Here is a 24,023-nt window from a genome sequence, read left to right as displayed (position 1 = left end):
CACATGCTATAGAAGGGTGAGGCCTGCCCGCAAATGGCCGCATGACTGACAGCGGCAACGCAGTCTCACGCATTCGCAAGCCAATCGTAAAGCCAAAGCAGGACCGGCGATCAGCCGGTCGGCTGGGGCGCTTTTTCGGGAGCGGCCGTACGGGCGGCCGGCTTGGCCTTGCCGCGCAGCATCTCCCAGCTATTGGGCTGGCTCACCGAGCGGCGCAGATAGGCGATGGTCGCGGAGGCTTCTGCCGGGCTCATGTCCTGGCGGGCGAGCTGCTCGGCCTCTTGGAAGCGCCCTTGCAGGCCGAGCACCAGGACGAGGTTCTGGCGCACCCTGCCGTCGGCGCCCGGCACCGTCGCCGCCTCACGCAAGATGCGCTCGGCGTCGGGCAGGCGCTTCGACAAGGCGAGCGACAGGCCGAGATTGGACATCACCGTCGGCTCGTTCGGCACGAGCTTCAATGCCGCCGCGTAGAGCTGCTGCGCGCGATCGTGCTCGCCGAGCTGGTCGGCGACGGTGCCTTGTGCCGACAGGATGCGCCAATCCGGCTTCTCCGGCGAATGGGCGCGGCCGAGCACGTCGTCCGCCTGCTTCAGGCGGCCATTGTCGGCGAGCGAGCGGCCATAGGCGCCGAGCAACTCCTGATCGTCGGGATGGATGATCACCGCGCCTTCCAGGATGGCGAGCGCCTGGGCGTTCTTGTCGAGCGCCCGCAGCGCGCGGGCATAGAAGAAGGCGGCGTTGCGGTCCTTCTGGTTCGCATCGTAGCGCTTGCCCCAATCGGCCTCTTCGCTGCGCCATTGCGCTTCCGTGCGGGGCTGCGTCTGCCGGGTGCCGATCGAGCCGGTGACGTCACCGGGGCCGCCGCGCATCTGGCAGGCGCCGAGCGCGAGGCAGAGAGCTGAAGCCGCGGCGAGATGGCCGAAACGGAGGGCGCGAATGCGGATGGACATAGGCCTGGGATGCCTCGCCGATACGGGAAAGCTGTTGCTCCTGGTGATAAAACGTTAACCCTAACGGACTGTTAATCATGCGGATCGGCGCCCGCCTTGCATGCTGGCGCTCGAGATTGCGTCATTCGAGGTTCGTCGACCGTGCATCCGTTGCTGCTGCCTGCCGGAACATCCGCCATTCCAGTCCATTGCGTCGCCAGGACCGATTGGCCGGCTTTGCGGGACGGGTTCGCGCCGCTGCCACGCAGCTTCGCGCAGGCGCAAGGCTTCGAGGCGCGGCCCGGCCAGCATGTCCTGCTGCCGGATGCCGCCGGCGCGCTCGCTGTGGTGCTGCTCGGCGTCGATCCGTCAGGTCCGCGCCGGCGCGACCCCTTCGCGCCAGGCCGCCTCGCCGCCATCCTGCCGCCGGGAGACTATGCCTTGGTCGGCGATATCGGCGATCCCGGCCTCGCCGCGCTCGGCTGGCTGCTGACCACCTACCGTTTCGAGCGCTATCGCAAGCCCAAGGCCGCCGCGGCGCGGCTCGTCCTGCCCGGCGGCGTCGACGGCGAGGAGTTGAGCAATCTCGCACAGGCGAGCGCGCTGGCGCGCGATCTCGTCAACACCTCGGCTGCCGATCTCGGCCCGGCCGAGATCGAGGCAGCGGTGCGCTCGCTCGGCGAGAGCCATGCAGCCGAGGTCGACAGCATCGTCGGCGACGATCTGCTCGCGGCCAATTTCCCGATGATCCACGCGGTCGGACGGGCTTCGCCGCGGGCGCCGCGGCTGGTCGAGCTATGCTGGGGCCAGGAGGGCGATCCGAAGGTTACCCTCATCGGCAAGGGCGTCGCCTTCGACACCGGCGGCCTCAACCTGAAGACCGACGCCGGCATGCTGCTGATGAAGAAGGACATGGGCGGCGCGGCGGCGGCGATCGCGGCGGCCGGCATGATCATGCGGGCGAAGCTCAAGGTGCGCCTGCGCCTGCTGGTGCCGGCGGTCGAGAATGCCGTCTCCGGTTCGTCCTTCCGGCCCGGCGACGTGCTGCGGAGCCGCAAGGGGCTGACCGTCGAGATCGGCAACACCGACGCCGAGGGGCGGCTCATCCTCGCCGACGCGCTGGCGCTCGCCGACGAGGAGGCGCCCGAGCTGCTGCTCGACTATGCCACCTTGACCGGTGCGGCCCGGGTCGCACTCGGGCCCGATCTGCCGCCGTTCTATACCCATGACGACGGACTTGCCGCCGAGATCGCCCGCCTCGGCGCGGCGGTGAACGATCCGGTCTGGCGCATGCCGCTCTGGCCGCCCTATGACGGCATGCTCGATTCCAAGATCGCCGATATGAACAACGTCTCCGGCGGCGCCTTTGCCGGCTCGGTGACGGCGGCGCTCTTCCTCAACCGCTTCGTCGAGAAGAGCCGCTCCTATGCCCATTTCGACATTTACGGCTGGAACCCCTCGACCAGGCCCGGCCGGCCCGAAGGCGGCGAATGCCAGACGGCACGGCTGACCTACGCGCTGGCGAAGCAGCTCTACGGCGTGCGTTAAGCCTGCTGCGTGGCTCTGCTTGCGCGACGATCACGCTGCGATAATGATACGGACCCGTAACGATCGGGGACGCGATGGTGCTGGAGATCAAGCCGACGCAGGCGCTCAGGCTCTGGCGCGAGGTTCATCTCGATCTGGTGCGCGACACGCAAGCCGATCTCTCGGTGCGCCAGACCGCGATCCTTCTGACCATCTATCTCGAATTGCCGCCGCACACCGTGCGCGGCCTCGCGGCGCGGCTCGGCGTCACCAAGCCGGTGATCACCCGTGCCCTCGACAGCATGGGCAAGCTCGGTCTCGTCAGCCGCAAGCGCGACGAGCTCGACAAGCGCAACGTGGTCATTCAGCGGACCGTCGCCGGCGCGCTGGCGGTCGAGCACCTCGCCGATCTCGTCACTGCGCGAGCGCGCGAATTGGGACCAGCCTGAACGCTTCGCGCGTTAACCGGACAGGATTACAGTGCCGGCATGAGCCCGATTCTCGACCGCCGCCTCACCCCCGCCCGCCCGGATCTCGCCGCCCGCCATCTCGATGGCCAGGTCGAGGCCCTGGCTTTCGTCGATCCGATGCCGATGCGGGTGGTGACGCCGTCAGTGCCGCTGCGGCGCGAGCCCCGGCCGGATGCGCCGCTCGACACCGAGGCGCTCGCGGGAGAGGCGGTCAGGGTCTACGAACAGCATGAGGGCTGGGCCTGGGGCCAGCTCGTCGGCGATTCCTATGTCGGCTACCTGCCCGACGATTGCCTCGCCGGCGACGCGCCGGTGCCGACGCATCGCGTCAGCGCGCTCCGGACCTTCGTCTACCCCGGCCCTTCGATCAAACTGCCGCCGCTGGAGGCGCTGTCGCTCGATGCAGGGGTGGCGGTGACCGGCGAGAGCGGCGACTTCTTCACCACCGGCCATGGCGGCCATATCTTCAAGCAGCATCTGTGCCTCCGCGAGCAGCACGAGCCGGATTTCGTCGCCGTCGCCGAGCGCTTCCTCAACGTGCCCTATTTCTGGGGCGGCAAGACCAGCCTCGGCCTCGACTGCTCGGCGCTGGTCCAGCTCTCGCTGGCGGCTGCCGGGGTGGCGGCGCCGCGCGACTCCGACATGCAGGAGCGTGGGCTCGGCGAAGCCGTCGCCTTCGACGAGGGCCTGGAGGGCCTTCGCCGCGGCGACCTCGTCTTCTGGAAGGGCCATGTCGGCATCATGACCGATCCCGACACGCTGCTGCACGCCACCGCCTATACGATGAGCGTGATCAGCGAACCCTTGCGCCCGGCGCGCGATCGCATCCTCGCCCGCAATGGCGGGCCGATCACCGCGATTCGGCGGTTGGGTTAAATTGCGCCGCTGCTGTCCCGACCATCCACGTCTTGACGGCGTGCCTCAATAACCCCGGCTGGGGTCGACGACGTTCTGCAGCTCGCCGCCGGCCTCCAGACGCCTGATCTGCGCCGCGATCTGGTCGGCGACCGCCTCGGGCGCCGACATGGCGGAGTTGTGCGGCGTCACCGTCACGGCCGGATGGGTCCAGAGCCGGGAGTCCTGCGGCAGCGGCTCGGTCTCGAACACGTCGAGCACGGCTTCCCGGAGCTCGCCGGCGTCGAGCGCGGCGAGGATGTCCGTCTCGACCTGCAGTTTCCCACGGCCGGCATTGATCAGTACCGGCCCGCCGAGCCGGCCGTCGCGCGCCAGCCTGGCGAGCAGCGGGCGGTTCAGGATGCCTTCCGTCTCCGGCGTATGCGGCAGCAGCACGACCAGGATGTCGGTGCGGGCGAGAAAGGCCGCCAGGCCGTCCTCGCCGGAGAAGGTGGCGAGCCCCTCGATCACCTTCGGCGAGCGGCTCCAGCCGGCGACGTCGAAGCCGATCACCTGCAGCTTGCGCGCCGCGTCCTGGCCGAGCTCGCCCAGCCCCATGACGCCGACGCGGACCTCGCGCGCCGCCGGCTGGTGGCGGTCGTCGTCCCAGGACTTCTCGCGCTGCTGGCGCTCGTAGCGGCGCTGCTGGCGCAGCTGCATCAGGCAGTGCATGACGACATATTCGCTCATCCGCGTCGTCAGGTCGGGATCGATCACGCGAGCGATCGGCGCCTGCGGCAGGCGGCCGTCGGTGAAAAGGTGGTCGACACCGGCGCCGAGCGAAAAGATCGCTGCGAGATTGGGCAGGCCGGCAAGGCTGCCCTCGGGATGCTTCCAACTCGCGACATAATGCACGGCGCGCCGGTCGAAGGGCTCGCCGAGCGTGACGATCGGCAGGTCCGGCAGCAGCGCCGAAAAGCGCTCGCGCCAGCTCTCGACATGCCAGCCGGTGATCGCCAGAAGCAGGCTCATGGAAAGGACTCTCCTAGGCAGGGATGATCAGCGGCCCACGCGTAACAGCGGCCTCGCCGCGGCGATAGGCGCTCTTCAGGCGGATGCGGGCGGCGTCGAAGCCGGCCTCGCTGCGGGCATGGATGATACCGAGCGGCCTGTCCGGCCCGACCCGCTCGCCGAGCCCGGCGAGCTCGGTGATCCCGACGGCATGGTCGATCTCGTCCTGCGGCCGGGTACGTCCGCCACCGAGTGCGACCACGGCGAGGCCGACGCCGCGGGTGTCGATCGCCTCGACCAGGCCGGGACGATCGGAGAAGACCGGGCGGACGATCGGCGCCCGCGGAAAATGTCGCTCGGGATGCTCCAGCAGGTCGGCCGGGCCGCCGAGCGCCGCGATCATGTGGATGAAGCGCTCCGCCGCCGCGCCGCTGGCGAAGGCGTCCTCGATTTTCGCGATCGCTTCTTCGCGCGTCGCCGCCAGCCGACCGAGCAGCAGCATCTCGGCGGAGAGCGCCACAGTGACCTCATGGAAGCGCGGTTCGCGCCGCCGTCCGGTCAGATGATCGAGCGCATAGGCGACCTCGAGCGCATTGCCGGCGGCTGAGGCCAGCGGCTCGCTCATATCGGTGAGCAGGGCCCGTGTCGGCAGCCCGGCGCCGTTGCCGACATCGCTGAGGCTCTGCGCCAGCGCTTGCGCCTTGTCGAAATCGCGCATGAAGGCGCCGGAGCCGAACTTCACGTCCATGGCGAGGCCGGAGAGCCCGGCGGCGAGCTTCTTCGACAGGATCGAAGCGGTGATCAGCGGGATCGATTCGACCGTGCCGGTCACGTCGCGGATCGCATAGAGCCGCTTGTCGGCCGGGGCGAGATCGGCGGTCTGGCCGATGATGGCGCAGCCGGCCTCGCGCACGACATGGCGGAAGAGGTCGATGCCCGGCTGGGTGACATAGCCCGGCACTGCGTCGAGCTTGTCGAGCGTGCCGCCGGTATGGCCGAGGCCGCGGCCGGAGATCATCGGGACATAGCCGCCGCAGGCCGCCACTGCCGCGGCGAGCGGCAGCGAGACCGTGTCGCCGACACCGCCGGTCGAGTGCTTGTCGAGCGCCGGGCCCGGCAGGTCGCGCCAGTCCAGCACCGTGCCGGAATCGCGCATGGCCAGGGTCAGCGCGACGCGCTCCTCGGCGTCCATGTCGCGAAAGAAGATCGCCATGGCGAAGGCGGCGGCCTGGCCCTCGCTGACCGCGCCGTCGGTCAGCCCGGCGATCATCTGGCGGATGTCGTTTACGCTCAGGCGCTCGCCATCGCGCTTGGCGGCGATGATTTCCTGCGGCAGGCGCATCAATAGGCTCCGTCGGTCCGTTCGGCCGGGGCGATGCCGGCGATGATGTCGGCGAGCACGCCATAGAGCCCGCTGGCGCCGAAGCGGAAGGTCTTCGCCGTCGCCCAGTCAGGGCCCATGATCTCGTCGGCGAGATCGAGATAGGTTTTTGCGTCGGCCAGCGTGCGCAGCCCGCCTGATGGCTTGAGGCCGACTGGTTTGCCCGAGGCCTTGATTGCCTCCAGCATGGTGCGGGCGGCCGCCGGCGTGGCGGAGGTCTTGGTCTTGCCGGTCGAGGTCTTGATGAAATTGGCGCCCGCTGCGATCGCAAGCTCGGAAGCGGCGCGAACCGCGAGCTGATCGGGATACTCGCCGGTTTCGAGGATGACCTTGAGCGTCTTGTCGCCGCAGCTGCCGCGCGCCTCGGCGACCATCTCGCGGGCGATCTCGGCATCGCCGGTGAGGAAGGCGCGCCAGGGCAGCACCAGGTCGATCTCGTCGGCGCCATCCGCGATCGCCTCGGTGATGTCGCTGCCGATCAGGCTGCAATTGCTGTTGCCGGCCGGAAAGTTGATCACGGTTGCGATCCTGACCGGCGAGGCTTTCAGCGTCTGGCGCGCCAGCTTGAGGAATTGCGGCCAGATGCAGATCGCCGCGACCGGGCCGGGCGCTGCGACCGCCCGTGCACAGAGCTGCAGCGTACCGGTCTCGTTCGCCTGATCGGACAGATCCGTCAGATCGAGCAGGCGTAGCGCGCGCAAGGCGAGGTCGGCGTCCGACATGATCAGAGCTCGCTCAGGAAGGCGCGCAGCACCCGCCGCAGCGCCGTGGTCGCGGTCGCCGCGACGTCGCGCGTCTCACCATGGCTGGGCGCGCCGCCCAAAATGCCCGCGCCCATATTGGTAACGATCGAGAGGCCGGCGACGCGCAGGCCATAGCGGCGCGCCAGGATCACCTCCGGTACGGTCGACATGCCGACGAGATCGGCGCCGAGCGTCTTGGCCATCTTGATCTCGGCCGGCGTCTCGAAGCTCGGTCCGGAGAACCACATATAAACGCCTTCGCCCATATTGGCGCCGCTGGCCGCCGCCGCCTTCTTCAGCCGGGCGCGCAGATGCGGGTCATAGGCGTCGACCATCGGCACGAAGCGGCCATCGCCGGTATCGCCGACCAGCGGGTTGGGGCCGTTATAGTTGATGTGGTCGGTGATCAAGGCGAGGCTGCCCGGCCGAAGATCGGGCCGCAGCGAGCCGGCGGCGTTGGTCAGCACCAGCGGCGGCGAGCCGAAGGCGGCGAGCATACCGAGCGGCACGCGCATGATGGCGGGATCGCCGGTCTCGTAGAAATGCGCGCGGCCCTCGAAGACCAGCACCCGCTTGCCGTGCAGCACGCCATAGCTGAGCCGCTTGGCATGGCCGGAGACCGCGCCCTTCGGGAAGCCGGGAATCTCCTCGAACGGAATCGAGATCGGCTCGACCATGTCGTCGATGATGCGGCCGAGCCCGGTGCCGAGCACGATGGCGCAGTCGATGCCGCCATCGATGCCACGATCGATCAATACCGATGCCGCTTGGTCGAAAAGCGCATCCGCTGCCATGTTGTCTGCTCCATCGGCGCGTTGGCCGCGCTCGTCGGGTCACCTGGACGGTGCCCGCAAATCACTTCGGCAAATTGGCCGGTCCGAACGAGGCTGGCAACAGCTCGGCCAGCGAAAATCGGGCGCGGATTCCGTCCGGCCCGGCGATCAGGATCGGCGTCTCCGGCGCGGCGAATTCGCGGATACGCTGCCGGCAGGCGCCGCAGGGCGTCACCAGCTCGGCGCCATCGCCGATGACGACGATCGCGCGGATCGCCCCCGCACCGCCGGCGATCATCGCCGAGATCGCTCCCGCTTCGGCGCAGGCGCCGACCGGGTAGGCGGCGTTCTCGACATTGCAGCCGGGATAGACCTTGCCGTCATCGGCGAGGATGGCGGCCCCGACCTTGAAGCGGGAATAAGGCGCATAGGCCTTCTGCTGTGCTGCTAGCGCCGCGGCAAAGAGCGCGTCGAGATCGGGTTCGGCGGACACTCAGCGTTCCTTGACATAGGGCAGGCCCGAGGCCTTGGGCGGCGTCGCCTTGCCGATGAAGCCGGCGAGCAGCACCACTGTCATCACATAGGGCAGGGCCTGGATCGCCTGCACCGGCACCTGGCCGATGCCGGGTAGCACGACGCCTTGAAGTCTGATCGCGACAGCGTCGAGCAAGCCGAAGAGCAGGCAGGCGAACAGGGCCGGCCAGGGCCGCCAATTGGCGAAGATCACGGCGGCCAGCGCGATGAAGCCCTTGCCGGCGGTCATCTGCGGCAGGAAGCCGGCCGATTGCGAGACGGCGAGATAGGTGCCGCCCAGCCCGCAGAGCGCGCCGCAGATGATCACCGCGGCATAACGCAAGCCGGCGACCGAGACGCCGGCGGTGTCGACTGCAGCCGGATTCTCGCCGACGGCGCGCAGGCGCAGGCCGAAGCGGGTGTGCTTCAGTGTCAGCGCCGTCAGCACGAGGGCGAGCACGGCGAGATAGACCGGCGCCGCGTGGCCGGAGATGGCGATGTCGTAGATCGGTCCGAAGACGGGGATCTCCTTCAGCGCCCCGACGAAAGGCAGATCGAGTTCGGGAAAGCGGGCGGCCCCTTCGAGGTTGGGCGTGCGCCCGCCTTGGCCGTACCAGGCATTGCCGAGGATGGCGGTGAGCCCGACCGCCAGCATGTTGATCGCGACGCCGGAGACGATCTGGTTGCCGCGCCAGGTGATTGCGGCAAAGCCGTGCATCAGCGACAGCGCGATCGCGGCGAGCATGCCGGCCCCTAAGCCGGCCCAGGCCGAGCCGCTGTGATAGGCGACCACCGCCGAGGCGAAGGCGGCGATCAGCATCTTGCCTTCGAGGCCGATGTCGACGACGCCCGAGCGTTCCGACCAGAGCCCGGCCAGCGCCGCGCAGAGCAGCGGGATCGACAGGCGGATCGTCGAATCGAGGATGACGGCGATGGTCTGGACGATCTCCATCGCCTCAGCCCCCGCGCCCGATAGCGAGCACGCTGGCGACGAGGCGCCGGAACAGCCCGTCGAGCGCGCCGGCGAAGAGGATGACGATGCCGCCGATGACCACGACCATGTCGCGGGTGATGGTCGGCTTGTCGAAGGAGAGCTCGGCGCCGCCCTGGTAGAGCACGCCGAAGAGCAGGGCCGCGAGGCCGACGCCAACCGGATGGCCGCGCCCCATCAGCGCGACCGCAATGCCGACGAAGCCGTAGCCGGCGGTGAAATCGAGCACGAGCCGGTGCTGCACGCCCATGGCTTCGTTGACGGCGAGACCGCCCGCCAGCGCGCCCGAGATCGCCATCGCCACCATGATGATCCGCGCCGGCGGGATGCCGGCATAGGCGGCGGCGCGTGGATTGGCGCCGACGGTGCGGATCGCATAGCCGAGCCGCGAGCGGTAGATCAGCGCCCAGACCGCGACAAGCGACGCCAGCGCCAGCAGGAACGAAGTGTTGAGCGGCGTCGAGGGCAGTTTCAGCCCGAAGGCGCCGAGCAGCTCATGGATCGGCGTCAGCACCGCCTGCTTCGGGAAATCCGGGGTTTCCGGCTGCATCGAACCGGTTTTCCCCATCACTTCGACCAGCAGGTAGACGATCAGCGTCGCGGCGATGAAGTTGAACATGATCGTGGTGATCACGACATGGCTGCCGCGCGTCGCCTGGAGATAGCCGGGGATGAAGGCCCAGAGCGCGCCGCCCGCCGCAGCGGCGAGAACGGCGAGCGGCACCAGCAGGATGCCCGGCAGCGGCGCCAGCCAGAGGCAGGCGAGCGCGGCAAAGATGCCGGCGATGGTGGCCTGGCCCTCGCCGCCGATATTGAACAGCCCGGCATGGAAGGCGACGGCGACGGCAAGGCCGGTGAAAATGAAATTGGTGGTGTAGTAGAGCGTGAAGCCGAGGCCTTCGAGACTGCCGAGCGAGCCCTTCAGCAAGAGCGTCGTCGCCTCCAGCGGGCTTTCGCCGATCGAGAGTACGACGAGCCCGGCGACGACGAGCGCCGCCGCGACCGAGACCAGCGGGACAAGGGCGGTGTCGGCCCAGCGGGGAAGGTCGATCGGCGCGGCGCTCATGCCGCCCGCTCGCTGACGCCGGCCATCAGCAGTCCGAGATCGCGCTCATCGGTCGCCACCGCCTCGCGCTCGCCGGTGATCTGGCCGCCGCAGAGTGCCAGGATCCGGTCGGACAGCGCCATCACCTCTTCCAGCTCGACCGAGACGAGCAGGATCGCGACCCCAGCGTCGCGCAGGGCGATCAGGCGGCGATGGATGAACTCGATCGCGCCGATATCGACGCCGCGCGTCGGCTGGCCGACCAGCAGCACCTTCGGCGCCCGCTCGATCTCGCGGGCGAGCACGATCTTCTGCTGGTTGCCCCCGGAGAACTTCGCGGTCTTCAAACCGGGATCGACCGGGCGGACATCATAATCCTGCATCCCGGCGCGGGCATGCTGCTCGATCAGTGTCGGCGACAGGAAGGGTCCGCGCCCGAAGGCCGGGTCGTCATGATAGCCCAAGATCGCGTTCTCGGCCGCGGCGAAGGCGGTGACGAGGCCGGTGCGCAAGCGATCCTCGGGAATGTGCATCAGGCCGAGCCTGCGCAGATTGGCCGGGTTGCGGTCGGCGGCGTTGAGGATTTTTCCGCCGAGTCGGATCACGCCGCGGGCAGGCTGGGTCAACCCGGCGAGCACGTCGAGCAATTCGCTTTGCCCGTTGCCGGCGACACCGGCGATGCCGACGATCTCGCCTTCGTGCAGGGTCAGGCTGGCATCGCGCAGCGTCTCGCAGCCGCGTTCGTCGATCACGGAGAGGCCAGCGGCTTCCAGCACCGGCGCGCCGCGCTTTCGCGGTGTTTTCTCGACGCGCAGCAGCACGCGCCGGCCGACCATCGCCTCGGCGAGCTCGGCCGGCGAGGTCCGTTCCGTCTCGACATGGGCGACCATCTCGCCGCGCCGCATCACCGAGACGCGGTCAGTCACCGCCATGATCTCGCGCAGCTTGTGGGTGATCAGGATCACCGTCTTGCCCTGCGCCTTCAGCGCCCGCAGCAGTTCGAAGAGTTGGTCGGCCTCGGCCGGCGTCAGCACGGCGGTGGGCTCGTCGAGGATCAGCACCTCAGCCCCGCGATAGAGCGCCTTCAGGATCTCGACGCGCTGCTGCAGGCCGACCGAGAGCTCGCCCACGATCGCGTCGGGATCGATGGCGAGGCCGTATTCCTGGCTGAGGCGCGCCAGCTCGGCCCGCGCTTTGCCGATGCCGCGCTTGAGCAGCGCCCCGCCCTCGGCACCGAGCACGATGTTCTCGACGACCGAGAGCGGCTCGACCAGCATGAAGTGCTGGTGGACCATGCCGATCCCGGCGGCAATCGCATCCGAGGAGGAGCGGATGCGCCGCACTTGCCCGCGCACCCGAATCTCGCCGGCATCGGCCTCGTAGAAGCCGTAGAGGATCGACATCAGCGTCGACTTGCCGGCGCCGTTCTCGCCGACGATGCCGTGGATCGAGCCGGCGGCGACCGACAGCGAGACGTCCTTGTTGGCCTTGACCGGGCCGAACGCCTTGCAGATGCCGCTGAGCTCGATCGCAGGGTGCGGGTTGTTCACCGACGCGCCGCGCTCACATCGTGCACTTGGAATCCGACATGTAGTCGTGGACCTTGACGGTGCCGGCGATGATGTCGGCGCGGGCCTTGTCGGCGGCGGCCTTCATCTCCGGCGTGATCAGCGCCTTGTTGTTGTCGTCGAGCGCCCAGCCGACGCCGTCCTCCTTCAGCCCCAGCACCGAGACGCCCGGCTTCCAGGTCCCGTCGCGGGCCTCCTTGAACGAGGTGTAGGCGGCGACGTCGACGCGCTTCAGCATCGAGGTCAGCACCTTGCCGGGATGCAGCATGTTCTGATTGGAATCGACGCCGATGCCGAGCTTGCCGGCGTCGGCCGCAGCGCGCAGCACGCCGATGCCGGTGCCGCCGGCGGCGTGGTAGATCACATCGGCGCCGCGGTCGATCTGCGACTTGGCGAGCTCGCCGCCCTTCACCGGATCATTCCAGGCGGCCGGGGTCGAGCCGGTCATGTTCTGGAAGATCTCGGCGTCCTTCTTGCCGGCCTTGACGCCCTGGACGTAGCCGCAGGCGAATTTGCGGATCAGCGGGATGTCCATGCCGCCGACGAAGCCGACCTTGTTGGTCTTCGAGGCCAGGCTGGCGATGAGGCCGACGAGATAGGAGGCCTCATGCTCCTTGAACACCACCGACTGTACGTTCGGCAGCTCGACCACCATGTCGATGATGGTGAACTTCAGATTCGGGAACTCGGCTGCGACCTTCTGCAATGCGGTCGCCTGCGAGAAGCCGACGGCGATGATCGGCGAATGGCCGTCGCGGGCGAAGCGCCGCAGCGCCTGCTCGATCTGCGCATCGTTGGTCGGCTCGAAATCGCGGAACTCGACGCCGGTCTCGGCCTTGAACTTCTCGGCCCCGACGAAGACGCCCTCGTTGAAGGATTTGTCGAACTTGCCGCCCTTGTCATAGACGATCGCCGGCTTGATCGCCGTCTGGGCGACGGCCGCCATGGCCGAAAGGGCGACGCCCGCCAGAGCGAGGGCGAGAGATTTCAAACGCATCGAGCCGTTCCCCTGTCACATGCGGAATGGTTGCGCCATTCCTGCCTGGGGTCACGATGGCACGGCTTGCGGACGGGGCCAAGCGGGCTTGCAGGCCCGCTCGGCGATATCGGTCACATATGAACAGTCGCCTCAGCCGCGCTGGATCGAGACGCCGCCATCGGCGAGGAAGGCCGTGCCGGTGACGAAGCTCGATGCGTCCGAGGCGAGGAAGAGCGCGGCGCGGGCGATCTCCTCCGGCTGCGCCATGCGCTTCAAGGCGTGGATGCCTTCGACGAAGGCGAGTACGTCCGGGCCGGCGCCCGGCGCATTGGTCGTCGCGGCCGGCGTGTCGGTACCGCCCGGCAGCAGGGCGTTGACGCGGATGCGCTTGCCGCCGAGCTCGGCTGCGAGCGCTTTCACCAGGCCGATCTGCCCGGCCTTGCTGGCGGCATAGGCCGACATGCCGGCAAGCCCGGCGGTATGGCCGACGAAGCTCGAGGTGAAGATCAGCGAGCCGCCGCCGCGCGCCTCCAGCGCCGGAACCTGATGCTTTGCGCCGAGGAAGGCACTGGTCAGGTTGATCGCGATCACCTCGTGCCAGTTCTCGCTCGCCATCTGCCCGATCGAGCCGAGTTCGCCGATGATGCCGGCATTGTTGAAGCCGATGTCGAGCCCGCCGAAGCGCTGGGTCGCGGTCTCGACCAAGAGCTGCGCCAGCGCCTCCTCGCGGATGTCGCCGGCGACGGCGATCGCTTCGCCGCCGTCCGCCTTGATCTCGCCGACGAGCGCATCGAGCTCAGCTGGCCGCCGCGCGGTAACGACGAGGCAGGCACCCTCCGCTGCGAAGAGTTTTGCCGCTGCCCGGCCGATCCCTGAGCTCGCGCCGGTGACGATCGCGACCTTGTCCTTCAGTGCCGTCATGTCCCGTTCCTTCGTTCAGACGATGAGGCGCGGGTGATCGCAGGCGCGTGGACGGTGCAGACACCCGCTTCCTGTCACCGCAGGGCACCCGATTGCTGAGGCGGACGGATCGGCCTAGCTTGCCGGCCATGACGCTGAACGAAGCCGAGATCGAGCGCTATGCCCGCCATCTGGTGCTGCCGGAAATCGGCGGGCCCGGCCAGGCGAAGCTCAAGCGCGCCCGCGTTCTGGTGATCGGCGCCGGCGGCCTGGGCGCACCATTAATCCCCTATCTCGCGGCGGCCGGCGTCGGCACGATCGGCATCGTCGACGACGACCATGTCTCGCTCTCGAATCTGCAGCGGCAGATCATCTTCGGCGCGGAGGATATCGGGGCACGCAAGGTGGTCGCCGCGGCCAATTTCGTCACGCGGCTCAACCCGCGGGTCGAGATTGAGGAATACGTCACGCGGATCGACCCGCACAACGCGCGCGCCCTCGTCGCCTTCTATGACGTGGTCGCCGATGGCTCCGACAATTTCGCGACGCGTTATGCCGTCTCCGACGCCTGCTTCCACGAGAAGAAGCCGCTGGTGACGGCGGCGCTCGGCCGCTTCGACGGCTCGCTCACCACGATCCGCGCGCATGAGACGGCTCCAGACGGGAAGCCCAACCCGACCTATCGCTGCCTGTTCCCGGACGAACCGCCCCCCGGCACGGTCGCGCCCTGCGCCGAGGCCGGCGTGCTCGGTGCGCTCGCCGGCGTGATGGGCTCGCTGATGGCGCTGGAAGTGATCCGCGCGATCACCGGCTTCGGCGAGCCGCTGGTCGGCAAGCTCCTGCTCGTCGATGCGATGGCGATGCGCTTTGAGACGATGAAATACGGCTGGGATCCGGACAATCCGCTGAACGGGACGTCTGGCGTCGCCGCCTGAACTAGTTCGCCGCGCGCTTGGCCTCGATCACCTCGAAGAGCTGGGCCGCCAGATCGGGACCGCCGAGCTTCTTGATGGCGCGCACCCCGGTCGGCGCGGTGACGTTGATCTCGGTCAGCTTGCCGCCGATCACGTCGATGCCGACCAGCAGCAGGCCCCGCTCCCTGAGCGCCGGGCCGATGCGCTCGCAGATCTCGAGCTCGCGCTTCGACAGGTCGGTCGGCCTCGCCGCGCCGCCGCGCACCATGTTGGCGCGCAGGTCGCCGGCCGCCGGCACGCGGTTGACCGCGCCCGCCGCCTTGCCGTCGATCAGGATGATGCGCTTGTCGCCCTCCGTGACCTCCTTGAGGAAGGCCTGCACCACCCAGGGCTCGCGGAAGAGATTGGCGAACAGGTCGTAGAGCGAGCCGAAATTCGGGTCGCCCTTGCCGGTCTTGAACACGGTCGCGCCGCCATGGCCGTAGAGCGGCTTCATCACAATGTCGCCGAACTCCTCGCGGAAGGCTTCGATCTCGGCGCGGTCGCGCGTGATCAGCGTCGGCGGCATCAGCTCGGGGAAATGCGTGACGAAGAGTTTTTCCGGCGCATTGCGGACCTCGGTGGGGTCGTTGACGACCAGCGTCTTCGGATGGATGCGCTCGAGCATATGCGTCGAGGAGACATAGGCCATGTCGAAGGGCGGATCCTGGCGCAGCAGCACCACGTCGAGCGTCGAGAGATCGGTCCGCTCGGGCTGGCCGAGGGTGTAATGGTCGCCCTCGACGTCGCGCACCTCGACCGGGCTTATCACGGCGGTGACCTTGCCATCGCGCAAGGTGAGCTTGTCGGGGGTGTAGGTGAAGAGCCTGTGCCCGCGCGCCTGCGCTTCCAGCATCAGCGCGAAGCCGGTGTCGCCGGCGATGCGGACCTTCTCGATCGGGTCCATCTGGATGGCGACGTTCAGCGGCATGGCGGCAGCTCCGGTTGCGGCCGTTATATCGGCTGCGACAGCCCGCTCGTGCAAGTGGCTCAGCCTTGCGTCAGAGCACCAGCTCGAACACGCGCGAGACATGGCGGGGCAGCCGCCAGGGCGCGAGGAAGACCGCGTCGGCCCTGAGGTTACGTTGCATCGCCCAGGGATTGCGCGCCAGCCATTGCCGGATGCGGGCTTCGATCAGTCGGCGCTTGTCCGCCGTGATCGCGCTCGCAGCGTCGTCGAGCGATGCGCGCGCCTTGACCTCGACGAAGACGATGTCGTCGCCGCGGGCCATGATCAGGTCGATCTCGCCGCCCTTGCCGCCGAAGCGGTGCTGCAGCAGGCGGTAGCCCTTGAGGCTGAGGAAGGCGACGGCGAGCCATTCGCCGCGGCGGCCGGACAGGCCGGAACGGCGCGCACGCCGGCTGCGGAGCGCCTCGCTCATGGCGTGCGCGTCAGTTCGAGGGCGCGGGCATAGACGACGCGGCGCGGCTGGCCGCTGGCGGCGGCGACCTGCGCCACCGCCTCCTTCAGCGAGACTTTCGCGAGCGCGGCGCGCAGGGCTTCGTCGAGCGTGTCGCCCTGCGCGGCCGTGGCCACGGCGGAGGCGTCGGGCGGGCCGATCACCACGACGATCTCGCCGCGCGCCTCCTCGGCTTCGGCATAGTGGGCGGCAAGCTCGGCAAGGGCGCCGCGGCGGACGTTCTCGTAATATTTGGTCAGTTCGCGCGCGACCGCGCCGGAGCGTGCGCCGAGAACCGCAGCGGCGTCGGCCAGCATCTCGGCGAGCCGGCGCGGCGATTCGAAGAAGACGAGCGTGCCGGGAATGGCGGCAAGCTCGGTGAGGCGTGCCTTTCGTGCCGCGCTCTTCGGCGGCAGGAAGCCCTCGAAGAAGAAGCGATCGGTCGGCAATCCCGCCAGCACCAAAGCCGCCAGCACGGCGGAGGGGCCGGGAATGCCGGTGACCGGCAAACCCTCCGCCACGACTTCGGCGACGAGCTTGTAGCCGGGATCGGAGACCAGAGGCGTGCCGGCATCCGAGATCAGCGCCAGCTTGCCGCCCTGGCGCAGCTTGTCCATGATCTTCGGGCGCATCTGCGCGGCGTTGTGCTCGTGATAGGGCAGCAGCGGCGTCGCGATGCCGTAATGCGCCAGCAGCGTCTTCGAGGTCCTGGTGTCCTCGGCCAGCACCGCGTCGGCGGCAGCCAGCGTCGACAGCGCCCGGAACGAGATGTCCTTGAGATTGCCGATCGGCGTTGCGACGATATGCAGGCCCGGTGCGAGCGGCTCGGCCTCGGCCCGGAGCCCGAAGGCCGCATAGCTCGGGGCGCGACCTGGGGCGGGCGGGGCGGATATGGGGCCGGACATGGCGGCGAAACTGCCACAGCGGCCCGGAAGATGCCACTGCCGGTACGGCAACCTAGAGTTAACAACTTGAAAATAGCCTTGCTCACTGGCAGGAATGGTCCACGGTTCGGGACAAGATTCAGCTGGTGTGGGCTTGGTCTCGCGCCTCGCCGAGGAGTGGAGACGAAAGCCGTGTCGCGTCAGAGCAAGCTCCTCACTCCGCCGAGCCGCCGCCTCATCCTGTTGTCCGGTGTCGGTGCGGCGCTCGCCGCCTGCAGCGGCGGAACCGGCGGCCTGCCCGGCTTCGACAGCTCCACTGCGCCGCAGGCGGGCGGCGCTGCCCAGCCGAGCGGCCCGACCATCGGCACCGGCTCGGTCAAGGTCGGCCTGATTCTGCCGCTCACCGCCGAGGGCTCGGGCGCGACCGTCGGCAACTCGCTGAAGAACGCCGCCGAGATGGCGCTTGCCGAATTCCCCGGCGCTGACCTCACGCTGCTGGTCAAGGATGATCGCGGCACGCCCGATGGCGCCCAGGCCGCGGCGCAGGAAGCTCTCCGCGAAGGCGCCGAATTGATCATCGGCCCGCTCTTCGCGCCCTCCGTCCAGGCTGTCGGCCAGGTCGCCCGTGGCGCCGGCAAGCCGGTGATCGCCTTCTCCAGCGACAGCAACGTCGCCTCGCGCGGCATCTACCTGCTGTCGTTTCCGCCGGAGAATGACGTCAACCGCGTCATCGCCTATGCCTCGGCACAGGGGCGCAAATCCTTCGCCGCGCTCGTGCCTGAGACCGCCTATGGCAAGGTCGTCGAGGGCGCCTTCCAGCAGGCGGTCGCCAATCGTGGCGCCCGCGTCGCTGTGATCGAGCGCTTCGGCGCCGACCAGAACAGCATGCGTGCCGCCGCCACGCGGCTGGCGCCGGCGCTGCAGCAGGCGGACGCGCTGTTCGTGCCGGCAGACGCCGCGACGATGCCGACGCTGGGCCTCATCCTGCAGCAGGCCGGCTACGACCCGGCCAAGGTCAAGCCGCTCGGCACCGGCGTCTGGAACGACGCCAATGTCGCGCGCGTTCCGGCGATCCAGGGCGGCTGGTTCGCCTCGCCCGACACCGCCGGCTTCAATGCCTTCGCCGGCCGCTACCAGAAGCGCTTCAACAGCGCCCCGACCCGCACCGCGACATTGTCCTATGACGCGGTCTCGCTGGCGGCGGCGCTCGCCCGCACCCAGGGCAGCCAGCGCTTCTCGGAAAGCGTACTCACCAATGCGTCCGGCTTTGCCGGTGCCGACGGCGTTTTCCGTTTCCGTCCCGACGGGCTGAACGAGCGCGGCCTTGCCGTGCTGGAACTACGCAACGGCCAGATCGTCACGGTCAACGCCGCCCCGCGCGATCTCGGCCCGCGCACGAACTGACGGGCCGCACGCGCGTCATTCTCGGGCGGTGCGCAGCGCCGACCCGAGAATCTCCAGCAGGAAGAGGCGCCCCTTCAAGGGCGCCTTTTTTGTCATGAGATGCTCGGGTCTTCGCCCGAGCATGACGGCAGGTGTCACCCGCCGATGTTGAACGCCGCCAGCGCCGCCATGTTGACGATGTCGGAATCCTTGGCGCCGAGCGGCACGATCTGCACCGGCTTGTCGAGGCCGACCAGCAGCGGGCCGATCACGGTGGCGCCGCCGAGCTCCTGCAGCATCTTGGTCGAGATCGAGGCCGAGTGGAACGCCGGCATCACCAGCACGTTCGCCGGTCCGGTCAGGCGGCAGAACGGATATTGCGCCATCAGGTCGCGATTGAGTGCGACATCGGCGGCCATCTCGCCATCGTACTCGAAGTCGACGCGCTGGCCGTCGAGGATCGTCACGGCATCGCGCACTTTCTCCGAGCGCTCGCCGGCCGGATGGCCGAAGGTCGAGAAGGCGAGCATGGCGACCTTCGGCTCATAACCGAGCCGGCGGGCGACGCCGGCGGCCTCGATCGCGATCTCCGACAGTTCCTGCGCCGTCGGCATCTCGGTGATCGCGGTGTCGGCGATGAGCACGGTCCGCCCGCGCGTGATCGCGATCGAGACGCCGATCAGGCGGTGGCCCGGCCGATCGTCGATGACGCGGCGAACCTCCTCCAGCGCGATCGAGTAGTTGCGGGTGACGCCGGTGACCATCGAATCGGCATCGCCGAGCGCGACCATCGCGGCAGCGAAATGATTGCGATCCTGGTTGATCAGGCGCTGGCAGTCGCGGAACAGATAGCCGTGCCGCTGCAGCCGCTCGTAGAGATACTGCGCATAGGCGGAGTTACGGTGCGAGAGCCTGGCGTTCTGGATCTCGATGCCCTTGGCGGCGAGGTCGACGCCGAGATGCTCGGCGGTCTCGTTGATGCGCTCCTCGCGGCCGACCAGGATCGCCCTGCCGAGCTCCTGGTTGACGAAGGAGACGGCGGCGCGGATGACCTGCTCCTCCTCGCCCTCGGCGAAGACGACGCGCTTGGGATAGCGTCGCACGCGCTCGAAGATGCGGTTGAGCGTGCCGGCGACCGGATCGCGCCGGGCCGAGAGCTGCGCCTTGTAGGCGTTCATGTCGACGATCGGCTTGCCGGCCACGCCGGACTCCATCGCCGCCCTGGCGACCGCCGCCGGCACGACATGGATCAGGCGCGGGTCGAACGGCACCGGGATGATGTAATCCTTGCCGTAGCGTGGGCGTGAGCCCTGATAGGCGGCGGCGACCTCGTCCGGCACGTCCTCGCGGGCGAGCTGCGCCAGCGCCTCGGCCGCGGCGATCTTCATTTCCATGTTGATCGTGGTGGCGCGCACGTCGAGCGCGCCGCGGAAGATGTAGGGGAAGCCGAGCACGTTGTTGACTTGGTTCGGATAGTCCGACCGCCCGGTCGCCATGATCGCGTCCTCGCGAATGGCGTGGACCTCCTCCGGCGTGATCTCCGGATCGGGATTGGCCATGGCGAAGATGATCGGATTCTCCGCCATCGACGCGACCATCTCCGGCGTCACCGCGCCCTTCTGCGACAATCCAAAGAAGGCGTCCGCCCCTTCCAGTGCCTGCGCCAGCGTGCGCCGGTCGGTGACCGCGGCATGGGCCGACTTCCACTGGTTCATGCCTTCGGTGCGGCCCTGGTAAATTACGCCCTTAGTGTCGCAGAGGATGACGTTGTCGGGCTTGAAGCCCATCGCCTTGAGCAGCTCCGTGCAGGCGATCGCGGCGGCGCCGGCGCCGTTGACGACGAGCCTTGTCGTCTGGATGTCGCGCCCGGTCAGGTCGAGCGCATTGATCAGGCCGGCGGCGGCGATGATCGCGGTGCCATGCTGGTCGTCATGGAAGACCGGGATATCCATCAGCTCGCGCAGGCGCTGCTCGATGATGAAGCATTCCGGCGCCTTGATGTCCTCGAGGTTGATGCCGCCGAAGGACGGGCCGAGATAGCGCACTGCGTCGATGAACTTGTCGGCATCCTCGGTGTCGACTTCGAGGTCGATCGAATCGACGTCGGCGAAGCGCTTGAACAGCACCGACTTGCCTTCCATCACCGGCTTGGAGGCGAGCGCGCCGAGATTGCCGAGGCCGAGGATGGCGGTGCCGTTCGAGATCACCGCGACCAGGTTCGAGCGGGTGGTGTAGTCATAGGCGCGGCTCGGGTCCTCTGCGATCGCCAGCACCGGCACGGCCACGCCCGGCGAATAGGCCAGCGACAGGTCGCGCTGGGTCGCCATCGGCTTGGTCGGCACGATCTCGAGCTTCCCCGGCCTCCCCTGCGAGTGGAAGAGCAGCGCCTCCTGGTCGGTGAAGGTCGGACGGGTGCGCTTGGGCGGGGAGCGATCGTTCATGCGCTTATTCTTTTTCACAGGCGTTTCCTCGGGGGGAACGACCATAGGGCAGCGTCGCTTTCCTCGACAAGGCGCGATTGCGCGACAGCAGTTTTCTCGCTGCGGCAGGGGTCGGCCTGCGCTCAGATCCGGTTCTAGAGGCCGGCGCGCATGCGCGCGACGCTGTCGCCGACATAGCGGTCGAGCTCGACCGCCTGCTCAGAGACCAGGCGCGCCGCGGCGACGACGCGCACGGCGGCTTCGCCGGTGGCGCGGGCTTCGCCGCCGGCACTGGCGACGTTCTGCGTGACGGTGGCGGCTGAGCCGGCGACGGCCTGGGCGTCGAGGGCGATGCCCGAAGCAATCGCGCCCTGACCGGTGACGACCTGTGCGATCGCGTCCGAGGTCGTCTCGATCGTCCCCATCGTGCCTTCGATCTGTCCGACGGCGTCGGCGACTGCCGCTGCGGCGCCGCGGATCTCCTGCAGCGTCGCGGCGATATCCTGCGTCGCCTGCTGGGTCTGCTCGGCGAGATTCTTGACCTCGCCGGCGACCACCGAGAAGCCGCGCCCGGCGACGCCGGCGCGCGCCGCCTCGATCGTCGCGTTGAGCGCGAGCAGATTGGTGCGCACCGCGATGTCCTCGATGAAGGCGAGCACGGCGCCGACCTTGTCGGCGGCGACCGCGAGCCCGTCGACATCGGTCCTGGTCGAGCGGACATGCCTGGCCGCCTGCCGGGCGGTCTCGGCTGCGAGATCGGTCTGGCGGGTGAGCTCGCGGATCGAGGCGTCGATCCGCTCGGCCGCATCGGCGACGCTGCCGACCCGCTGCGAGGCGAGCTCGGCCTGCTCCGTCGCTTCGCCGGCGCGAGCAGTGGTGCGGTCCGCATTGGCGGCCATGCCTTGCGCGGCTTCGAGCATGCTGCGCGCGGACTCGCCGACCCGGCGCAGCGCCTTGCCCACGGTCACTTCGAGATTGACGGCGAGCTCCTCCAGCGCGGCCTTGCGCAGCGTCTCGATCTCCTGCCGGCCGTTCGCCAGCGTCTTTTCCGTGGTCACGTCGATCAGGATGCCGTCCCAGACGGTCGTGCCGTCGGGCAAGTGCCGCCGGGTCGCCTCGCTGCGCAGCCAGACGACGGCGCCGCTGGCGGCTTGGTAGCGCAGTTCGGTTCGGCGGTGCCCGAGCTCGTTGATCTGGTCTTCCTCGTTGGTCGACGAGCAGCGCTGACGATCCTCCGGCAGGATTCTCGACAGGAGAACCTCGGGATCGCGCTCGATCGCCTCGCGGCCGATGCCGAGCAATTCGTCCAGGCGGTAGCTGACGAAGCGGTAGCGGCGCTCGCCGTCCGGCCGATCGATCCGCTGATAGAGCGTACCGGGCACATGATCGAGCAGCGTCTTGTAGCGATAGGCGGTCTCGCGCCGCTCGCGGTCATTGCTGAGGACGAGCCCGACCAGCACGGTGCCGAGCGTGCCGACGACGATCATGATCGGCACCGCCTCGGTAAGGAAGCGCTCGGCCGCGGCCCAGTTCGGCATGAAGATGTTCGAGGCGATCAGGCAGCCGGCGCTGATCAGGCTGAGCCAGGCGAGATCGCGCAGCGTCAGCGAACGCTTCTGGCGGCCGAGCCAGGCGGCATAGATCGCGCCCGCGACGGCATGCAGGACGATGCCCGCGATCCCGGTCGGCATGCCGACGCCGCCGAGATTGTAGCGCGCCACCGCCAGCGGAACGGCAGTCAGCAGCGCCGCAATCGGCCCGCCGATCGGCCCTGCCAGGATCGCGAAGGTGTTGCGGGAATCGACCACCATCCCGGGCTGGATGACGAACGGATTGGCCATGCTGCACAGCGCACCGACCGCGAACAGGACGCCGACCGCAAACTGGCGCAGCAGCGGGCGCTGGTCGATCCAGCTGGCCGCTGCGGTCAGGATCAGAGCCGCCAACAGCAGGAAGGACAGGCTCTGGATCAGGTTTATGAACAGCGACATGGCGGGCCTTGGCCGGAGATAGCTCACGGACCCTGCTTAAATATGTTGAAAGCAGTCCTAACGGATGGCCTTGCCGGCGCGATTTGCTAGCGTGCGCGCCCCATGCGCCACACAAAACCAGACGACATCGCGGACGCCAGGACCGCAGCTGCGGCCGACGCCGGCCGCGTCACGCCGATGATGGCGCAGTACGTCGAGATCAAGGCAAACAATCCGGACTGCCTGCTGTTCTACCGGATGGGCGATTTCTACGAATTGTTCTTCCAGGACGCCGAGATCGCCTCGCGCACCCTCGGCATCGTGCTGACCAAGCGCGGCAAGCATCTCGGCGAAGACATCGCCATGTGCGGCGTGCCCGTAGAGCGTGCCGACGATTATCTGCAGAAGCTGATCGCCGCCGGCCATCGCGTCGCCGTGTGCGAGCAGATCGAGGACCCGGCCGAGGCCAAGAAGCGCGGCGCCAAATCGGTGGTGAAGCGCGACGTCGTGCGCCTCGTCACCCCCGGCACCATCACCGAGGAGCGCTTGCTCGATCCCGGCCGGGCGAGCCTGCTCGTCGCCGTCGCCCGGCGCCGGCTCTCGGACGAGATCTATGCCTATGGCATCGCCGCGCTCGACATCTCGACCGGCCGCTTCGCGGTGCTGGAGACAGATCAACGCGGTCTTGCCGTCGAACTCGCTCGTCTGGAGCCGCGCGAGATCGTCTGCCCCGATGCGATCCATGACGATCCCGAGCTCAGGGAATTCTGGCGCGATGTCGCCGCTCCCGTGACGCCGCTGGCGCGCGAGGGGCTCGATCCGGCCTCCGGCGAGCGGCGGCTCAAGGAGTTCTTCGGCGTCGCCACGCTCGACGCCTTCGGTGCCTTCAGCCGCGCCGAGATCGCCGCCGCCGCGGCCGCGCTCGCCTATGTCGAGCGCACCCAGCTCGGCGCCCGCCCGCCTTTGTCGCCGCCCGTCCGCGAGGGCATGAGCGCGACCATGCTGATCGACGCGGCGACCCGCGCCAATCTCGAACTCACCCGGACCCTCGCGGGAGAGCGCAACGGCAGCCTGCTCGCCACCATCGACCGGACCGAGACGCCGGGTGGCAGCCGCCTGCTCGCCGAGCGTTTGGCCGGGCCATTGACCGATTCAGCAGCCATCGGCAGGCGGCACGACGCCGTCACGCTGCTGGTCGAGACGCCCTCGCTGCGCGAGGCGCTTCGGCGCGATCTGTCGCGCGTGCCCGACATCGCTCGTGCGCTGGCGCGGCTCTCGCTCGACCGCGGCGGCCCGCGCGATCTCGCCGCGCTCGGCGCCGGACTGGAGGCGGCGCGCGGAGTCGCCGC

At 68.7% G+C, this 24,023-nt stretch carries 22 protein-coding genes; 6 read left to right on the top strand and 16 right to left on the bottom strand.

Annotation, left to right across the window (positions count from 1 at the left end):
* Window positions 1–110: 110 nt before the first annotated feature.
* Window positions 111–950 (bottom strand): tetratricopeptide repeat protein, encoded by an 840-nt coding sequence (locus CXY91_RS23550; protein WP_100963865.1) that lies wholly within the window; start codon window positions 948–950, stop codon window positions 111–113.
* Between the two features lie 141 nt (window positions 951–1,091).
* On the opposite strand from CXY91_RS23550, the gene CXY91_RS23545 reads away from it, so the two are divergent.
* The 3 genes from CXY91_RS23545 (at window position 1,092) to CXY91_RS23535 (ending at window position 3,802) form a co-directional block, all read left to right on the top strand.
* Window positions 1,092–2,477, top strand: coding sequence for a leucyl aminopeptidase family protein (locus CXY91_RS23545; protein ID WP_465246888.1), 1,386 nt, complete (start codon window positions 1,092–1,094; stop codon window positions 2,475–2,477).
* Between the two features lie 74 nt (window positions 2,478–2,551).
* Window positions 2,552–2,905: a MarR family winged helix-turn-helix transcriptional regulator gene (locus CXY91_RS23540; RefSeq protein WP_091835552.1), complete on the top strand. Its 354-nt coding sequence runs from the start codon at window positions 2,552–2,554 to the stop codon at window positions 2,903–2,905.
* Between the two features lie 39 nt (window positions 2,906–2,944).
* Window positions 2,945–3,802, top strand: a complete 858-nt coding sequence (locus CXY91_RS23535) for a C40 family peptidase (protein ID WP_100963863.1) — start codon at window positions 2,945–2,947, stop codon at window positions 3,800–3,802.
* Window positions 3,803–3,847: 45 nt separating this feature from the next.
* Here the strand turns inward: CXY91_RS23535 and CXY91_RS23530 are convergent, their stop codons facing one another.
* From CXY91_RS23530 to CXY91_RS23485, 10 genes are all read right to left on the bottom strand, one after another.
* On the bottom strand, window positions 3,848–4,792 hold the full coding sequence (locus CXY91_RS23530; RefSeq protein ID WP_100963861.1) for a 2-hydroxyacid dehydrogenase: 945 nt from the start codon (window positions 4,790–4,792) through the stop codon (window positions 3,848–3,850).
* A 13-nt stretch (window positions 4,793–4,805) separates the two neighbouring features.
* The gene (gene deoA, locus CXY91_RS23525) at window positions 4,806–6,113 is read right to left on the bottom strand and encodes a thymidine phosphorylase (protein ID WP_100963859.1); all 1,308 of its coding nucleotides are present in this window, start codon (window positions 6,111–6,113) and stop codon (window positions 4,806–4,808) included.
* Window positions 6,113–6,874: a deoxyribose-phosphate aldolase gene (gene deoC / locus CXY91_RS23520; protein ID WP_100963857.1), complete on the bottom strand. Its 762-nt coding sequence runs from the start codon at window positions 6,872–6,874 to the stop codon at window positions 6,113–6,115. Before deoC ends, deoA begins: the two co-directional genes overlap by 1 nt.
* A gap of 2 nt (window positions 6,875–6,876) precedes the next feature.
* The gene (locus CXY91_RS23515; protein WP_091835537.1) at window positions 6,877–7,689 is read right to left on the bottom strand and encodes a purine-nucleoside phosphorylase; all 813 of its coding nucleotides are present in this window, start codon (window positions 7,687–7,689) and stop codon (window positions 6,877–6,879) included.
* Window positions 7,690–7,750: 61 nt separating this feature from the next.
* Window positions 7,751–8,161, bottom strand: a complete 411-nt coding sequence (locus tag CXY91_RS23510; RefSeq protein ID WP_100963855.1) for a cytidine deaminase — start codon at window positions 8,159–8,161, stop codon at window positions 7,751–7,753.
* The gene (locus CXY91_RS23505; protein ID WP_100963852.1) at window positions 8,162–9,133 is read right to left on the bottom strand and encodes an ABC transporter permease; all 972 of its coding nucleotides are present in this window, start codon (window positions 9,131–9,133) and stop codon (window positions 8,162–8,164) included.
* Window positions 9,134–9,137: 4 nt separating this feature from the next.
* The gene (locus tag CXY91_RS23500) at window positions 9,138–10,238 is read right to left on the bottom strand and encodes an ABC transporter permease (RefSeq protein WP_100963850.1); all 1,101 of its coding nucleotides are present in this window, start codon (window positions 10,236–10,238) and stop codon (window positions 9,138–9,140) included.
* The gene (locus CXY91_RS23495) at window positions 10,235–11,767 is read right to left on the bottom strand and encodes an ABC transporter ATP-binding protein (RefSeq protein WP_100963848.1); all 1,533 of its coding nucleotides are present in this window, start codon (window positions 11,765–11,767) and stop codon (window positions 10,235–10,237) included. Before CXY91_RS23495 ends, CXY91_RS23500 begins: the two co-directional genes overlap by 4 nt.
* A gap of 13 nt (window positions 11,768–11,780) precedes the next feature.
* On the bottom strand, window positions 11,781–12,782 hold the full coding sequence (locus tag CXY91_RS23490) for a BMP family lipoprotein (protein WP_100963846.1): 1,002 nt from the start codon (window positions 12,780–12,782) through the stop codon (window positions 11,781–11,783).
* Window positions 12,783–12,914: 132 nt separating this feature from the next.
* Entirely contained in the window at window positions 12,915–13,685 is a 771-nt protein-coding gene (locus CXY91_RS23485) for an SDR family oxidoreductase (RefSeq protein WP_100963844.1), read from the bottom strand.
* Window positions 13,686–13,813: 128 nt separating this feature from the next.
* On the opposite strand from CXY91_RS23485, the gene CXY91_RS23480 reads away from it, so the two are divergent.
* On the top strand, window positions 13,814–14,599 hold the full coding sequence (locus CXY91_RS23480) for a HesA/MoeB/ThiF family protein (protein ID WP_100963842.1): 786 nt from the start codon (window positions 13,814–13,816) through the stop codon (window positions 14,597–14,599).
* A gap of 1 nt (window position 14,600) precedes the next feature.
* Here the strand turns inward: CXY91_RS23480 and gshB are convergent, their stop codons facing one another.
* From gshB to rsmI, 3 genes are all read right to left on the bottom strand, one after another.
* A complete protein-coding gene (gene gshB / locus CXY91_RS23475; protein ID WP_100963840.1) occupies window positions 14,601–15,548 on the bottom strand; it encodes a glutathione synthase in 948 nt (315 codons plus the stop codon).
* Window positions 15,549–15,618: 70 nt separating this feature from the next.
* Window positions 15,619–15,999 carry a YraN family protein gene (locus tag CXY91_RS23470; RefSeq protein ID WP_100963838.1) on the bottom strand — a complete coding sequence of 127 codons (381 nt, stop codon included), beginning with the start codon at window positions 15,997–15,999 and terminating at the stop codon, window positions 15,619–15,621.
* A complete protein-coding gene (gene rsmI / locus CXY91_RS23465) occupies window positions 15,996–16,922 on the bottom strand; it encodes a 16S rRNA (cytidine(1402)-2'-O)-methyltransferase (RefSeq protein ID WP_100963837.1) in 927 nt (308 codons plus the stop codon). The genes CXY91_RS23470 and rsmI overlap by 4 nt, the downstream gene beginning before the upstream one ends.
* Window positions 16,923–17,093: 171 nt before the next feature.
* Between rsmI and CXY91_RS23460 the strand changes: the two genes are divergently transcribed.
* Window positions 17,094–18,305 carry a penicillin-binding protein activator gene (locus CXY91_RS23460; protein ID WP_244543843.1) on the top strand — a complete coding sequence of 404 codons (1,212 nt, stop codon included), beginning with the start codon at window positions 17,094–17,096 and terminating at the stop codon, window positions 18,303–18,305.
* A gap of 134 nt (window positions 18,306–18,439) precedes the next feature.
* On the opposite strand, the gene CXY91_RS23455 is transcribed toward CXY91_RS23460, so the two are convergent.
* Together CXY91_RS23455 and CXY91_RS23450 are read right to left on the bottom strand one after the other, a co-directional pair.
* Window positions 18,440–20,725, bottom strand: a complete 2,286-nt coding sequence (locus tag CXY91_RS23455) for an NADP-dependent malic enzyme (protein WP_091835501.1) — start codon at window positions 20,723–20,725, stop codon at window positions 18,440–18,442.
* 134 nt (window positions 20,726–20,859) lie between these two features.
* A complete protein-coding gene (locus tag CXY91_RS23450; protein WP_100963833.1) occupies window positions 20,860–22,695 on the bottom strand; it encodes a methyl-accepting chemotaxis protein in 1,836 nt (611 codons plus the stop codon).
* Between the two features lie 102 nt (window positions 22,696–22,797).
* On the opposite strand from CXY91_RS23450, the gene CXY91_RS23445 reads away from it, so the two are divergent.
* Window positions 22,798–24,023: MutS N-terminal domain-containing protein (locus CXY91_RS23445; RefSeq protein WP_465246887.1), on the top strand; the 1,226-nt coding region annotated here is incomplete at its 3' end.

Source organism: Allobosea sp. FBZP-16, from assembly GCF_002831785.1.
GTDB lineage: Bacteria > Pseudomonadota > Alphaproteobacteria > Rhizobiales > Beijerinckiaceae > Allobosea > Allobosea lupini.
This window is presented reverse-complemented; position numbering and strand designations above follow the sequence as displayed.